15 protein-coding genes are annotated in these 14119 nt (G+C 55.8%); 9 read left to right on the top strand and 6 right to left on the bottom strand.

The features are described 5' to 3' along the window. Positions 1–21: 21 nt before the first annotated feature. Together L0666_RS07000 and L0666_RS06995 are read left to right on the top strand one after the other, a co-directional pair. Positions 22–1479 (top strand): efflux RND transporter periplasmic adaptor subunit, encoded by a 1458-nt coding sequence (locus L0666_RS07000; protein ID WP_235259684.1) that lies wholly within the window; start codon positions 22–24, stop codon positions 1477–1479. Beyond that, complete coding sequence (locus tag L0666_RS06995; RefSeq protein ID WP_235259679.1) at positions 1476–4850, top strand: efflux RND transporter permease subunit; 3375 nt, start codon at positions 1476–1478, stop codon at positions 4848–4850. The genes L0666_RS07000 and L0666_RS06995 overlap by 4 nt, the downstream gene beginning before the upstream one ends. Here the strand turns inward: L0666_RS06995 and L0666_RS06990 are convergent. Next, a complete protein-coding gene (locus L0666_RS06990) occupies positions 4847–5647 on the bottom strand; it encodes a protein-disulfide reductase DsbD domain-containing protein (protein WP_235259677.1) in 801 nt (266 codons plus the stop codon). The two genes, L0666_RS06995 and L0666_RS06990, sit on opposite strands and share 4 nt — an antisense overlap. 113 nt (positions 5648–5760) lie before the next feature. On the opposite strand from L0666_RS06990, the gene L0666_RS06985 reads away from it, so the two are divergent. Next, a complete protein-coding gene (locus tag L0666_RS06985; protein ID WP_235259676.1) occupies positions 5761–6327 on the top strand; it encodes a YqgE/AlgH family protein in 567 nt (188 codons plus the stop codon). A 5-nt stretch (positions 6328–6332) separates the two neighbouring features. Here the strand turns inward: L0666_RS06985 and L0666_RS06980 are convergent, their stop codons facing one another. Then, positions 6333–7280 carry an L-threonylcarbamoyladenylate synthase gene (locus tag L0666_RS06980; RefSeq protein WP_235259675.1) on the bottom strand — a complete coding sequence of 316 codons (948 nt, stop codon included), beginning with the start codon at positions 7278–7280 and terminating at the stop codon, positions 6333–6335. 123 nt (positions 7281–7403) lie between these two features. Between L0666_RS06980 and L0666_RS06975 the strand changes: the two genes are divergently transcribed. Beyond that, the gene (locus tag L0666_RS06975) at positions 7404–9104 is read left to right on the top strand and encodes an acyl-CoA dehydrogenase (RefSeq protein ID WP_235259672.1); all 1701 of its coding nucleotides are present in this window, start codon (positions 7404–7406) and stop codon (positions 9102–9104) included. Positions 9105–9130: 26 nt separating this feature from the next. Beyond that, positions 9131–10159, top strand: coding sequence for an MBL fold metallo-hydrolase (locus tag L0666_RS06970; protein WP_235259671.1), 1029 nt, complete (start codon positions 9131–9133; stop codon positions 10157–10159). Here L0666_RS06970 and L0666_RS06965 read toward each other — a convergent pair. Then, positions 10147–10848, bottom strand: a complete 702-nt coding sequence (locus L0666_RS06965; protein ID WP_235259663.1) for a class II glutamine amidotransferase — start codon at positions 10846–10848, stop codon at positions 10147–10149. The two genes, L0666_RS06970 and L0666_RS06965, sit on opposite strands and share 13 nt — an antisense overlap. 55 nt (positions 10849–10903) lie before the next feature. Next, positions 10904–11140 (bottom strand): DUF6356 family protein, encoded by a 237-nt coding sequence (locus L0666_RS06960; RefSeq protein ID WP_235259662.1) that lies wholly within the window; start codon positions 11138–11140, stop codon positions 10904–10906. 104 nt (positions 11141–11244) lie between these two features. Here L0666_RS06960 and L0666_RS06955 point away from each other — a divergent pair, with 104 nt between their 5' ends. The 4 genes from L0666_RS06955 to L0666_RS06940 all read left to right on the top strand — a co-directional run bounded on the left by L0666_RS06955 (position 11245) and on the right by L0666_RS06940 (position 13006). Further along, the gene (locus L0666_RS06955) at positions 11245–11706 is read left to right on the top strand and encodes an Lrp/AsnC family transcriptional regulator (RefSeq protein ID WP_235259659.1); all 462 of its coding nucleotides are present in this window, start codon (positions 11245–11247) and stop codon (positions 11704–11706) included. A gap of 14 nt (positions 11707–11720) precedes the next feature. Continuing rightward, positions 11721–12176, top strand: a complete 456-nt coding sequence (locus L0666_RS06950; RefSeq protein ID WP_235259657.1) for a DUF6173 family protein — start codon at positions 11721–11723, stop codon at positions 12174–12176. Between the two features lie 61 nt (positions 12177–12237). Then, entirely contained in the window at positions 12238–12372 is a 135-nt protein-coding gene (locus tag L0666_RS06945) for an aa3-type cytochrome c oxidase subunit IV (RefSeq protein ID WP_235259656.1), read from the top strand. Beyond that, on the top strand, positions 12353–13006 hold the full coding sequence (locus L0666_RS06940; RefSeq protein WP_336246272.1) for a hypothetical protein: 654 nt from the start codon (positions 12353–12355) through the stop codon (positions 13004–13006). The genes L0666_RS06945 and L0666_RS06940 overlap by 20 nt, the downstream gene beginning before the upstream one ends. Here L0666_RS06940 and L0666_RS06935 read toward each other — a convergent pair. Both L0666_RS06935 and L0666_RS06930 read right to left on the bottom strand, forming a co-directional pair. Continuing rightward, on the bottom strand, positions 13000–13329 hold the full coding sequence (locus tag L0666_RS06935) for an AzlD domain-containing protein (RefSeq protein WP_235259654.1): 330 nt from the start codon (positions 13327–13329) through the stop codon (positions 13000–13002). The genes L0666_RS06940 and L0666_RS06935 overlap by 7 nt on opposite strands. Then, positions 13326–14039, bottom strand: coding sequence for an AzlC family ABC transporter permease (locus tag L0666_RS06930; protein WP_235259653.1), 714 nt, complete (start codon positions 14037–14039; stop codon positions 13326–13328). The genes L0666_RS06935 and L0666_RS06930 overlap by 4 nt, the downstream gene beginning before the upstream one ends. Positions 14040–14119: the final 80 nt, after the last annotated feature.

The raw sequence follows: 14119 nt of genomic DNA, 5'->3' as shown, positions 1-14119 counted from the left end.
GCCATCAAAGGCCCACATGACATGCAATTTCTTAGACGCAGCCTGATCGGTATTTTTCTTTTGTCACTGACGCTGGCCCTCTTCGCTTGGGCCGGCAATACGGTAAGGCTCGCGGTACAGGAACGCATGAATACGGAACCCCGCAGGTTTCAGCAACGCGAACGGGTTATGGCGGTCAACGTCGTACAAGTGACACGCGAAACGATTGCGCCGTCCCTTGTGGTGTTTGGCGAACTCAGCAGCACCAATACCTTTGATCTGCGCGCCCTGACGGGTGGGACCGTACTAAACGTGTCTGAAAACTTCGTCGAAGGGGGACGCGTCGAAAGTGGCGAACTCCTTGTCAAAATTGACCCCCGTGATGCCCAATCCGCCCGCGACCGTATCGCAGCGGACCTAAGAGACGCAGAAGCCGAAGTTCGAGACGCCGAACGCGCCTTGATCATCGAAACCGACGAAGTTGCTGCCGCCACCGAACAAGCGACCCTGCGCCAACAAGCCCTGCAACGTCAAAACGATCTGGTCACACGCGGCGTCGGGACAGCGGCCGCCGTAGAAACCGCCGAACTTGCAGTTTCGGCAGCAAACCAGTCGGTGCTGACCAGCCGACAAGCCGAAGCACAAGCGCAAGCGCGATTGGATCAGGCCGCAACTCGGCTTGACCGCGCTCAATTAAACCTCGCAGACGCTGATCGCGTCGTGACCGACACTGAAATCCACGCGCCTTACTCGGGGGTATTGGCCGATGTCACGATCACCCAAGGGGTTCGCGTCACAGCCAATGAACGCCTTGGCGAAGTCATCGACAACGACCAACTCGAGGTGTCATTTCGTCTGTCCACTGCGCAATACGCGCGTCTGATCGGCGAGGACGGCGCATTGAACAATGCACCTGTCACCGTTTCCCTTGAAACCCAAGGCTTCACACTTAGCGCAACAGGGCAAATCACACGCGAAAGCGCCGCAGTTGGCGAGGGCCAAACAGGGCGTCTTTTGTTTGCGCGTCTTGATACGAGCACAGGCTTGCGGCCCGGCGACTTTGTGACTGTTTCGATTACAGAACCTGAATTGCGCGGCGTCGCGTTGGTCCCAGCTACAGCAATTGATGCCAATGAAACCGCCCTGCTTTTGGACGGTGAAAATCGTTTGTCCGAGGTTGATGTAGAAGTTTTGCGGCGCCAAGGGGATGACGTCATCATCCGCGCACGCGACCTGTACGGCAAACAGATTGTCGCCGAACGCTCCCCTCTTCTGGGCGCGGGGATTGCGGTTCAACCTATCGATCCAACCGCCGAACCGGTGGTCCCGGAAGCGCCCGAAATGGTAGCATTGGATGACGAGAAACGCGCCGAAATGATCGCCTTTGTCGAAGCATCCCGTATGCCGCCCCCCGTCAAAACCCGAGTGCTGGAACAATTGGCGCAAGACGAAGTGCCGAGTGATGTGATCGCTCGTATTCAAGAACGGATGGGCTCATGAAGATGTCCGCTGGCGGTATCCTGTCCTACCTGACCCGCCATGCGACGGCGGCAAACTTGTTGCTGATAATTATGCTTGGAGCAGGCATTGCGGCCTTTCCCAAAATGCGGGCACAGTTTTTTCCCGACGTGATCGTCGATAGTGTTTCGGTCTCTGTTCAATGGACAGGCGCTGGCGCAGAAGACGTCGATGACGCTGTCGTCCAAGTCTTGCAGCCCGCCTTGTTAGGTGTTGAGGGCGTTGTCACAACAACATCCACATCGTCTGAGGGCTCCGCACGTATTTTCCTCGAATTCGAACCCGGTTGGGACATGGCGAAAGCCACAGAAGATGTTCAATTGGCCGTGGACGCCACATCCAACCTCCCCGATGACGCCGAAGACCCAACTGTGCGTCGCGGCCAATGGTCTGATCGCGTTACGGACGTTGTGATAACTGGGCCCGTTGCGCCGGCTCAACTGGCCCGCTTTGCAGATGAATTTGTCGTTCGCCTGTTTGCGCAAGGCGTAACCCGTACAACCATCCGCGGCGTCGCTGCGCCCTCTACGATCATCGAAGTTCCGTCTATTGCGCTGGTGCAATACGACATCTCTATGTCAGAGATTTCCAATGCTATCGCTCAGGAAGTCACCGCTGACCCCGTTGGCGACGTTAGTGGCGCTGCGCGCGTGCGGACCGGCGTTGAACGCCGCACTGCTGATGAAATCGAAGCGATCGTTCTTCGCACCGATCTGAATGGCGCGACCCTGACCGTAGGCGACGTCGCTCAAGTCTTCGTGGAAGGGGTTGACCGCGAACGTACCTACTTCGTTGGTGGCAACCCAGCGATTTCAATCCGCGTGGACCGTGCTGCAACAGGCGATGCGATCAAGCTACAAGAGACGGTCGAACAGGTCGCCCAAAGCTATGCCGAAACCCTCCCCAACGGGTCAAGTATAGACCTTATTCGGGCACGGGCTGAACAGATCACTGGCCGCCTTAACATCCTTTACGAAAACGCACTTCTAGGGCTCGCCCTAGTGGTCACTCTGTTATTCTTGTTCCTAAATGCTAGGACGGCGTTCTGGGTCGCGGCAGGTATTCCCGCTGCCATGTGTGGTGCGATTGCGCTGATGTGGTTTGCCGGTCTGACGATCAATATGATTTCGCTGTTTGCACTGATCATTACATTGGGGATCGTGGTGGATGATGCCATCGTAGTCGGCGAGCACGCTGACTATCGTCACCGTAAACTTGGCGAGGACCCCGCCCAAGCCGCCGAAAACGCCGCGAAGAAAATGTTCAGCCCTGTGTTTTCCGCGACGCTTACGACAATCATCGCATTCTTTGCGCTGGTGCTTGTGGGTGGGCGTTTTGGGGATCTTATTTCCGACATCCCGTTCACGGTGATTGTCGTTCTTATCGCATCCTTGCTTGAGTGTTTCTTTATCCTGCCCCACCACATGTACAAAGCTCTGTCACACACGGGCGGAAATAAATGGTACGATGCGCCGTCCCGTGTGGTGAACCGAGGGTTCGATTGGTTCAAAGAAACCCTATTCCGCCCCTTCATGGCTGGCGTGATCTGGGCGCGCTATCCTGTCATGGCTTTGGCTGTTGTGCTTTTATCATTGCAGGCTGCTTCGTTCATCCGAGGTGACGTTCAATGGCGCTTCTTCAGCTCGCCGGAACAGGGCAGCGTCACGGGGAACTTCGCCATGCTCCCCGGTGCAACCCGAACGGACACGATGGAAATGATGCAGACCCTGCAAGACGTCACAGAGACGTTGGGCGCAGAATTCGAAGCCGAACACGGAACAAACCCGCTCGACTATGTGATTGCTGAAATCGGCGGCAACTCGGGTCGTGGGATCGCGGGATCCGACACCAAAGACGCCGACCAATTGGGGTCAATTGCCATTGAATTGATCGACGCAGACCTGCGCCCTTATTCCAGTTCCGATTTTGTAACCGCGCTGCAGGATCGCGTGATCCGGCACCCGATGTTGGAAACTGTGTCCTTCCGCAGATTTGGTAGTGGCCCGGGTGGCGATGCAATCGATGTGCAACTGTTCGGCGCCAATTCTGAAATCCTGAAAGCCGCCGCCGAAGCGCTCAAAGTTGAACTCGCCCAGTTTGGTGAGGTGTCTGCAATTGAAGACTCTCTTGCTTACGATAAAGAAGAACTCGTCCTCGAACTAACCCCGCAAGGCCAAGCGCTTGGCTTCACCATTGATGGGTTGGGCAGCGTGCTGCGCGACCGTCTCGGCGGGATTGAGGCCGCGACCTATCCTGATGGTCCTCGCTCTGCCACTATCCGCGTCGAACTTCCGGCGGGCGAACTTACAGCAGACTTCCTTGATCGCAGCCAGATGCGCGCCAGCAGTGGCGCCTATGTGGCCTTGGCCGATATCATAACGGTCACGTCCCGCAACGGGTTCTCGACGGTTACGCGCGAGAACGGTGTCCAGCTTATTTCTGTGACCGCAGATCTTGCCGAAGACGACGCCGACCGCGCCACGGAAATCCAGACCCTGATCCAAGACGATATCCTACCGCGCATTCAAGCGGCCTACAGCGTCTCAACCACTCTTTCCGGGCTTAGCGAGCAAGAGGACGCGTTCCTAAACGACGCCCGCACAGGTCTCATCTTCTGTTTAGCCGGTATTTTCTTAGTCTTGGCGTGGATTTTTCAAAGCTGGACACGGCCTATTGTTGTGATGGCGATTATCCCGTTTGGTCTGATCGGGACCATTTACGGCCATATTATCTGGGAGGTTCCGCTGTCTATGTTTACGGTGGTCGGCCTGCTGGGCATGACCGGCATCATCATCAACGATTCAATCGTACTTGTGAAAACCATTGATGAATATGCCGAAACCCGTGGCATGAAACCCGCCATTATCGATGGCGTCAGTGACCGCCTGCGCCCTGTTCTCCTGACGACGCTGACCACGGTTCTTGGCCTTGCGCCGCTTCTCTACGAGGGATCAAGCCAAGCGGAGTTCTTGAAACCCACAGTTATTACGCTGGTCTACGGCTTGGGCTTTGGCATGGTTTTGGTGTTGTTTATCGTGCCGTCCCTCATGGCGATGCAAAGCGACGTTGCCGTGCAGGTTCGATCCGCCAAACGCGCCCTGACAAACCGCGCAGGCGCAGCCGTTTGGCCGACACGCATTGCGGCTCTAGGCGCGCTGGCACTTTTCGGGGCTATCGTCGCCCCCGTGATGCTAACGGGTCGCTCGTTGATACCAATGCTCGGCAGCAGCATAGCGATCTCAATCGTAGTATTTGCAGCCCTGACATTGATCTTTTTGCTGATTGTCTATCTTGTGACGGCTCTATTCGTGATGCGGTCAAGCAGTAAGGCAGACAGGATCGCAACAGCCTAGTTTGCGCCGCACCCCAGAATGTCGACCGACTGATTGCCTGCAATCACAGTTATCCGCACCTCGGAACGGTTGAGGGCAAAGCCGCCACCGTTCACATGGATCATGTCAGATCGCGCAAACAACGCATCACCATCGCGCCAAGTCTGGGGTTGAGACACCCAGACTTGTTGATCGCCAGCCTCGATCACCACGGCTTCGTCGCCAGCCATCGGCGGCATGTCCACTCGCGCAGTCACACGTAGCCCGTTTTCAACCGGATCAATTGCGCAAGTCACATCACCAACGCCTGCCTCAACAGAGGTCTGAGGCCGGTCCAGCAAAGCTGCGATGATTGCGGGGTCTCGCGCACCATCCGCAGGTAACGCCGTATCAAATTCAAGGAGTACCGGCACGCAAATTTCATCACATACACCAATCTGTACTTGGCCTCGCATCAGTGCCGGCGCCGTGTCATCCGTGACCGATAGTTCAACCGGAATCACGACAGATTGCGAATACCCAATGGATCGCATCCCGTTTTGGTCAAACACTTCGGGCACCGGCCAATGGAACGCCGCGCCCGTCAGGTTTTGTGATCCTTGCCAGCCAAAACGCGGGGGAATGCCACCATCACCTGGCGCGCGCCAATAGGTTTTCCAGCCGTCGGCAAGCTGCAATTGAAGTCCAGCCATATGGGTGCCGTTGTCGGTCCGCCATCCCGGCAAGACTTCAAGTTCAACCACACCATCCGCTGGCCCGGCCCACACAGGGGCAGCCACACAAAGCGCAATCAAGGAAACAGAAATTCGTTCAATCATGCATCTTCTTCGAACATCTTGCGTTCAAAGGAAAGTCACGTTTGGGTTAAGGATATGTCAGACAACGCGCTCAACCCCTTGCGCCTCCGTCGTCCGCGTCCCATCTTGAACCAATGACCGATAGCACTAACCTTCTTGGAAAACTCCTGATTGCGATGCCCGACATGGGGGACCCGCGGTTCGACCATTCTGTCATCTATATCTGCGCGCATTCCGCGGAGGGCGCTATGGGGCTCATCATCAACAAACCCACTCCCGAAGTCCGTTTTGGCGATCTCCTCGAACAGTTGTCCATCGACGAGGGGGAGCTAACGGTCGATGTTCGCATTCACTATGGCGGCCCCGTTGAGACGGGCCGCGGGTTTGTGTTGCACACATCGGACTATGCATCTGGCGCAGGCACAATGAATGTGTCCAACGGTATCGCAATGACCGCGACATTGGATATTCTAGAAGACATCGCGATGGGCAATGGCCCCAACAGGTCAATGCTTGGCCTTGGCTATGCTGGCTGGGGCCCACACCAGCTTGAGAACGAGTTGATAAATAACGGCTGGCTTGTCACGGACGCCAATGAAGACATCCTTTTTGGGCGCGCGGCAGAACACAAATGGACGGCGGCACTTAAGACGCTCGGCATAGACCCTTTGATGTTGTCAGCTACAGGCGGTTCTGCCTAACCGCACTATCTTGGCGCAGCTGCGCGGCGAAGACGGTCGTTGATTGCACGACCCAAACCATGCTCGGGGATCGGCGACACCGCGATCTTTTCCGCGCCCAGCGCATTTAACTGATGCAATGCATTAAACAAGTTCGCGGCCGCCTCGACCAAATCACCTGACGCAGACAGGTTGATAGCCGCTTCAACAGCACCAAACCCCAACAAGGTTTCGCCAACTCTGACGTCCACAGCGTTCAAGCGCACGTCGCCTTTCGGCGCATAATGTGACGCGAGTTGCCCCGGTGAATTTGGGGCTGCAGCATCACCTGCTTGTGCAAGTTCTTGCCCCAACGCGGCTTCGATCGCCTCACTTGGAAGGCCTCCAGCGCGCAACAATGTTGGCACTGGGCGTGTCGCCACTATCGTCGATTCCAGACCTACACCACAGGTTCCGCCCTCAACGATCCCATCGATCCGCCCCACCATCTGGTCACGAACATGGGCAAAACTTGTAGGGCTCACTTGCCCTGACGGGTTAGCAGAGGGTGCCGCAATCGGCCCCCCGTATGCGGCCAACAACGACTGTGCCAATGCATGATCCGGCACCCGCACCGCCAGCGTGTCCAATCCTGCTGTAACCAGCGGCGAAATCCCTGCCCCGTCTTTCAGCGGCAAAACCAGCGTCAATGCGCCCGGCCAAAACGCCGACGCCAACCGTAACGCGTCTTCGTCAAATTCGACCAAGGTTTCAGCGACAGCCAGAGTCTCCACGTGCACGATCAAAGGGTTGAAACTTGGTCGCCCCTTGGCCGCATACAAACGTGCCACAGCATCGCTATTGCGGGCATCTACACCCAATCCGTAAACCGTTTCTGTGGGGAACGCGACAAGGCCGCCACCGCTTAACAGCTCAGCGGCGACCGTCAGACCAACAGCATCTGGTGACAAAATCTTTGTATCGATTTCATTCATGACGCTGCGTTTATGTTGCGGGTTTGGCCCATGTCTTTAGCCTTTCATTGAATTGCCCACATACGCCCCAAACGGGCTGATTCCAAGAACGACCTAAATAAACCCAAGCGCTGGATTGATCCTATGCCGTATACTTCCCCTGTCGCCGACTTTCAGTTTCTGATGGATCATGTCGTGAACTTCACGCAGATCGCGAAGACAGACCGCTTTTCCGAAGCCACTTCAGACATGCGCGATGCGATCATGACGGAAGCAGCGAAACTGTGCGATGAGGTCGTCGCGCCACTGCAAGGCGCAGGCGACGAGCAGCCAGCATTTTTGGAGAACGGAATTGTACGTACCTCTCCTGGGTTTGACGCAGGGTACAAAGCCATCGCCGAGGGCGGCTGGATTGGCATCTCGGCCAGTCCTGAAAATGGCGGCATGGGGCTCCCGTTGACACTGGCCACAGCGGTCAATGAAATGCTGGCGGGCGCTTGTCTCTCGTTGCAATTGAACCCGTTGATGACGCAAGGCCAAATCGAAGCCCTCGAACATCACGCAAGCGATGCCATTAAAGACCTCTATCTCCCGAAACTGATTTCGGGCGATTGGAGCGGGACAATGAACCTCACCGAGCCACAGGCAGGGTCGGACGTCGGGGCGCTTGCCTCCAAGGCTGTGCCAAACGAGGACGGTTCTTATGCAATTTCGGGCCAAAAGATTTATATTTCTTGGGGCGATAACGACTTCACCGAGAACGTCTGCCATCTCGTGTTGGCGCGTTTGCCCGATGGCGTCCAAGGGACCAAAGGCATCAGCCTATTCATGGTTCCAAAGATTATCCCGAACGCAGATGGCACGTTGGGTGAGCGCAACTCGCTGCGCGTTGTTAGCCTTGAGCATAAGATGGGCCTACATGGCTCCCCAACTGCCGTAATGGAATATGATGGCGCAACGGGCTGGCTGATCGGCGAAAAACACGGCGGCATGGCGGCGATGTTCACAATGATGAACAACGCCCGCGTAGGCGTGGCAACTCAAGGTATTGGTGTCGCCGAAGCCGCATATCAACATGCGCTGGCCTACGCGATGGACCGTAAGCAAGGCCGCGCAGGCGGGTCTGGTACCATTATCGAACACGCTGACGTGCGCCGGATGCTCGCCACGATGAAATCCGAGATCTTTGCGGCCCGTTCTATCGCGCTCGCCAATGCGGTTGCGATTGATATGGCGACGGCGACCGGCGATGCTGCTTGGGATGCCCGTGCAGCCCTGCTGACCCCGATTTCAAAGGCCTTTGGCACAGACATTGGCGTCGAGACTGCCGCAACCGGCATCCAAGTTCACGGTGGCATGGGTTTTATTGAAGAAACCGGCGCGGCCCAATTCGCCCGGGACGTTCGTGTCACGACAATCTATGAGGGCACCAATGGCATTCAGGCAATGGATCTTGTCGCGCGCAAAATGATGGACAACGGCGATGCCGCCTTTGCCCTGATGGATGAGATCGAAGCCGCCGCAGAAGCTGCCAGATCAACCCTGCCCGACCTTGTCGATCCTGTTTGGCAAGCCAGCGAAAGCCTGCGCGAAACCACTGAATGGCTTGTCACCCAAGACATGGATCACCGCTTTGCAGGAGCCGTGCCATACTTGCGCGCATTTGCACGTGTACTGGGTGCACACTTCCATTTGACAGCAGCACTGAGCGGCGACGAAGCCCGCAAACGCCTTGCGACGTTTTATATCAAACGCTTGCTGCCGGAACATACTGCTCTTCTGGCTCACGTGCGCGAAGGGGCGGATGATCTGTTGGCTATAACTGCGGATGATCTGGCGTCCTAGGGCGCAAGTCGCTAAGCACCTAGATCATGAGCACAGACAAAATCCATTACCCATGGCCCGAACCACCCGCTACCGGAGAAGCAATCGAAGTCGCCACTGGTGTGTTATGGATGCGCCTGCCGCTTCCGATGGCTTTGGATCACGTGAATGTCTATGCGCTGGATGATGGCGACGGCTGGACAGTAATCGATACTGGATTTGACAGCGGTAAAACCCGCGCCATTTGGGAAACGCTTTTGGCGGGGCCTTTGGCAGGCAAGCCCGTCACGCGGGTCATTGGCACACACCACCACCCAGATCACATCGGCCTTGCAGGTTGGTTCCAAGAGTCGGGTGCAGAACTCGCGATGCCACGCACAGCATGGCTGATGGCACGGATGCTGACTCTCGACGAACAACCCGCCTATCCGACACGTTCAATTGAATTTTACCAACGCGCTGGTATGGACGAAGACATCCTCGCCAAACGTCGCAATGACCGCCCATTCAACTTTGCGGACTGTGTCCATCCGATGCCCCTCGGGTTCACACGCCTACAAGAAGGCGGCACGATCGATATCGGCGGACGTACGTGGGACATCCGTATGGGCAATGGTCACGCCCCCGAGCACGCCACGTTCTGGAGCCGCGACGACAACCTTGTGATTGGTGGCGACCAGCTGTTGCCATCCATCAGCCCCAACATTGGCGTCTATCCAACCGAACCAGACGCCGACCCTTTGGCTGAATGGTTGGAAGCCTGCGAACGTCTTGCGCCATTTGCCCGCGACGACCATCTGGTCCTTGGCGGTCATAAACTCCCCTTCACGGGCCTGCCAAAACGCATGCAGCAACTGATAGAAAATCACCACAGCGCGCTAGATCGTTTGGTTGACCACATCTCGACCCCGCAACGCGCTGGCGATTGTTTCAAACCGTTGTTCAAGCGCGCAATCGGTGAAAGCGAATATGGGCTGGCTCTGGTCGAGGCCCTCGCGCATCTCAATCACCTGCACCAAACCGGACAAGCTACCCGCACCTTGCGGGACGGGACCCATTGGTTTCAGGCAACCTGAGCGCACCCGAAAACATTTGTCTTTGCCAGAGAAGTGACGCAATCCTGTGGAACAGCGTGCCAACGCCCATCGGTGTCGCACAACGGTTCGGATGCAAAAGCATGCCCACCAAAATCAAGACCCTGCGACATATACAAAGTCGGCGCCTGCCCCGATGAAGCATGGCGAAACCCAAAGACATCCTCTCCATCACTGAAGACACAGGTTATTTTTACAGGTTCGGGTCCATTCCCGATCTCTTCTAACATAAGGGCGATCGCCCGCTCGGGATCTTCATCCAAACCATGCGCCAACATCGTCAGAAAGATCATCTCGCTGTCGGTCGATCCCTGCCGCGCAGCATAAAGATCGTCAGGAAGAGCAGCCTCCAGTCGACGTCGGATGGCAGGGAAATGTGGCACTTGCCCGTTGTGGCAGAACGACCAGCGTCCGAACTTGAATGGGTGGCAATTCTGGCGACTCGTTTCGCCCACAGTACTCGCCCGAACATGCGCCAAGAATAAGCGTGATCGCACCATACGGCACAGACTTGTCAGATTTCCATCAGACCATGCGGGCAGCACATCCCGATAAAGACCAAGTTCTTTTCTGTCATCATACCATGCAATCCCGAAACCGTCCCCGTTGACGGCCAACTTGGCCTCGGTTGCATGTTGGCTTTGCTCCAACAACGAGTGCTTGGGGCGCACGATTATGTTTTCCAGGGGAATTGGCGGGCCGCAATAGGCAGTTAGGCGACACATCCTAGTGTCGCGCCGCCATGCGCGCCGTTAATTTGGCCAGAATTCGGCTGGCGGTCGTTTCACAAACCGCAGGGAGAAAGGCATGCGTCAGGGCCGCAAGTCCTGCTACGATTAACCAAAACGAAAACCCAAGCGCGAAGCGCATGTGCTGAAGATAGGTTTCGTCTACCGTCGCGGGGTGGGCCAGAAACCAGCGATCAAGAATAGACTGGCGCTTTGGTGGGCTAAGATCAGACATTTGGGGACTCCAGATTGGGATTTCCCAAACCCTACCGGCCGAACGACGTCACTTTGTCCCAAAAAACACAAGCATATCCGAAGCTATTGGGATACTATCCCAAAATGACTCAAAAACTCGACACAATTGATCAAAAGATTCTATCAATTTTGCAAAAAGATGCGATGTGTTCGGTCGATACCATTTCCGAAAAGGTTGCCCTATCACGCAATGCGTGTTGGCGTCGGATCAAAGCAATGGAAGCCAATGGCGTTATCCGTGCGCGGGTGGCGCTGTTGGACGCCAGCAAGATCGGTTGCCCCTTAACGGCTTTAGTCCTTATCCGAACCGACCACCATTCGGATGCATGGCGCCGTGAATTCGCAATCGCCGTTGCCGCATTACCCGAAATCACAACCGCCCAGCGCATGACCGGTGACCTTGATTACGTCCTAACCGTCCGTTTAGCTGATGTTGCGGCCTACGATCACTTCTATAAACGGCTGACCTCACGAATTTCTGTATCGGATATCTCCGCCAGTTTCGTTATGGAGGACATCAAGGATACCACAGCATTACCACTCTGACAGAAAGACCGCACATGGACGACAAGATCATCACATCCGTTGAGGCGATGGAGGCCACGGCCATTCCCGATGTCCACGAAGTCCACACAGACCCCGACAAATGTGCGCCAGACCCTGCCGACATTCCAGCGTCGTCCGAACCAAAAAGCCCCGCGCGATGGGCCTATGAACGCCTAATCGTCTACATCCAAAACTTTGAGAAGACATTGGATAACGAACATGAGGTTGCCATGGGGTTTGCAGGCGACAGTTCTGGCGTCGTGCGGATTGAGGGCATGGGGTATTACGACCCAGATATCATAACGTTTTATGGTGCTGACCCCGCTGGCACCAAGACGCAATTGGTCCAACACGTCACGCAATTGTCGGTAATGCTTCGCGCCTTGCCAAAACAGGTCGAACAGGCGGAACCAAACCGCATCGGTTTCCGTTTGGCCGCGGATCTTGATGCAGGCGATGCGACGTCCTGACAGGGCTGACAAGTCCAAATGAATCGGTTAAGTCGGACCAAAGCGAACAAAGGAATTCAATATGTCAGATCACAAGCACGGCGAAATGAACATCGAAGTTCAACAGAAGACATTTGATGGCTTCATGAGCATGGTCACCAAAGGATCAATCGCGATCATCCTTCTTCTTATCTTCATTGCTCTGGTCAACGGCTAATCCGATGATGCGGCGCCGTAATTTTATGTTGTCAGCGCCTTTAGTGCTTGCTGGATGTGGCCGCGGTGTGATCCGTGAAGAAATACTCGCACCACAATCGGCTATCGATCGTGTGGCTTACGTTCATCCTGGACCAAAGCGGCTGACTTTGCTGACAATGAAAAACGTCGGCTCTAACAACGGCGCGCACTCAGGACTGATGATCAATGCCAGCCAGCGTATCCTCTGGGATCCTGCGGGGACGTTCGGTCATAGTTCTATCCCCGAACGCAATGACGTTCATTTCGGCATCACGCCGAGGATCGCAGAGTTTTACATCTCTTTCCACTCGAGAGAGACCTACTACACTCTTATTCAAGAAATTGACGTCGCACCTGAAGTCGCTGAAATGGCTATGAACCTCGCCATTGCGAACGGTCCAACACCCAAAGCCGCCTGCACTACGCACACGACGCGAATGCTAAAGCAGTTGCCGGGATTTGGTCACATCCGTCAATCGTATTTCCCAAACAATCTGTCCGATCAGTTTGCGGAGCTCCCAGGCGTGCGCGCCCGCGAGCATCGTGAGAACGACTCCGACGACAAATCAGTTGCAGCAGCTCAGATTGATGCGGCACTCAGTTCGGATCAATAAGCGCCGGTAATCGCTATCATCGCAAACAATGTGCCGCCGCCCGCAAGGATGGCGGCAATGACATTGCGCGTTAGCAACCCAACGCCGAACGTCACCAAAGCGGCGCTCAAGCGGGCTGGATCGATCTCTCCAGCCGTCGCCGTGGGCCACAAAACCAGCGGCGCCACCAAGCCAGGTAAGACCGCAACGGCGGTGTACCGCAGGTGCCGCAATACCCATTCTGGCAAATCTCGCCCGCCAATCAGGCCCAAAAACGAGAACCGGATCAGATAGGTTCCGACGCCGAGTATTAGAATAATGATCCAGATGTATCCCGTGCTCATGCCTTGGCCCGCCGTACTGTCCAAAGCTCAACTTGCGCACCGACCACCATTGCAAGAACCGCCGCGACCAATAGCCCAAGGTTGAATGGCAACCCAGCCAGAAGCAGCGCCACAACAATCGACGTTACCGCCGCCACCATATGCGCCATCGTACGCATCATCGGTGCAATAATCGCGAGAAAACAGATCGGAACCGCGAAATCCAAAGCCATCCAGTCCGGAATGCCATCGCCAAGCCAAATGCCCAAACCCGTTGCTACAATCCAAAGCGGGCATACGGGTGTCACCGCACCAAAAAAGAACGCAGTTCGATCCGATAACACCATCTGCGGTTCGTCTTCGTATTTATTGATCGACACAGCATAGCTTTGATCAACATTCACATAGGCGATCAGAGCGCGTTTCCATAACGGCGCGTCTCCAAGCCAAAGAGACAATGAGGCTGAATACATTGCCATCCGTAAATTCACCGCAAGTGCCGTTGCGATCACAATCGCCATTGGCGCGTTATCCACCATCAACTGGAGTGCTGCAAACTGAGCGGCCCCTGCGAATACGACGGATGAGAACGCCATCGTTTGCAGACTCGTGAAACCAGCCTCGGTCGCGACAACGCCAAACAACAGCCCGAATGGCACGACCACCAAGACAAACGGTACACCCGCGCGAAAGCCCGTCCAATAGTACGATTTCTGGGTCGCCTCGGCCATTTGCCTGCCTTACAGTTCGGTTATCACCGCCATAGCCTTGGCCAAGATGAGTTACAACAAGAGGCCGCAAATGCACGCGA

It is taken from the genome of Octadecabacter algicola (assembly GCF_021532625.1).
Lineage (GTDB): Bacteria > Pseudomonadota > Alphaproteobacteria > Rhodobacterales > Rhodobacteraceae > Octadecabacter > Octadecabacter algicola.
This window is presented reverse-complemented; position numbering and strand designations above follow the sequence as displayed.

Coding starts and splice junctions, on each gene's coding strand:
- L0666_RS07000 (WP_235259684.1), top strand. CDS start 22: ATGCAATTTCTTAGACGCAGCCTGATCGGTATTTTTCTTTTGTCACTG.
- L0666_RS06995 (WP_235259679.1), top strand. CDS start 1,476: ATGAAGATGTCCGCTGGCGGTATCCTGTCCTACCTGACCCGCCATGCG.
- L0666_RS06990 (WP_235259677.1), bottom strand. CDS start 5,647: ATGATTGAACGAATTTCTGTTTCCTTGATTGCGCTTTGTGTGGCTGCC.
- L0666_RS06985 (WP_235259676.1), top strand. CDS start 5,761: ATGACCGATAGCACTAACCTTCTTGGAAAACTCCTGATTGCGATGCCC.
- L0666_RS06980 (WP_235259675.1), bottom strand. CDS start 7,280: ATGAATGAAATCGATACAAAGATTTTGTCACCAGATGCTGTTGGTCTG.
- L0666_RS06975 (WP_235259672.1), top strand. CDS start 7,404: ATGCCGTATACTTCCCCTGTCGCCGACTTTCAGTTTCTGATGGATCAT.
- L0666_RS06970 (WP_235259671.1), top strand. CDS start 9,131: ATGAGCACAGACAAAATCCATTACCCATGGCCCGAACCACCCGCTACC.
- L0666_RS06960 (WP_235259662.1), bottom strand. CDS start 11,140: ATGTCTGATCTTAGCCCACCAAAGCGCCAGTCTATTCTTGATCGCTGG.
- L0666_RS06955 (WP_235259659.1), top strand. CDS start 11,245: ATGACTCAAAAACTCGACACAATTGATCAAAAGATTCTATCAATTTTG.
- L0666_RS06950 (WP_235259657.1), top strand. CDS start 11,721: ATGGACGACAAGATCATCACATCCGTTGAGGCGATGGAGGCCACGGCC.
- L0666_RS06945 (WP_235259656.1), top strand. CDS start 12,238: ATGTCAGATCACAAGCACGGCGAAATGAACATCGAAGTTCAACAGAAG.
- L0666_RS06935 (WP_235259654.1), bottom strand. CDS start 13,329: ATGAGCACGGGATACATCTGGATCATTATTCTAATACTCGGCGTCGGA.
- L0666_RS06930 (WP_235259653.1), bottom strand. CDS start 14,039: ATGGCCGAGGCGACCCAGAAATCGTACTATTGGACGGGCTTTCGCGCG.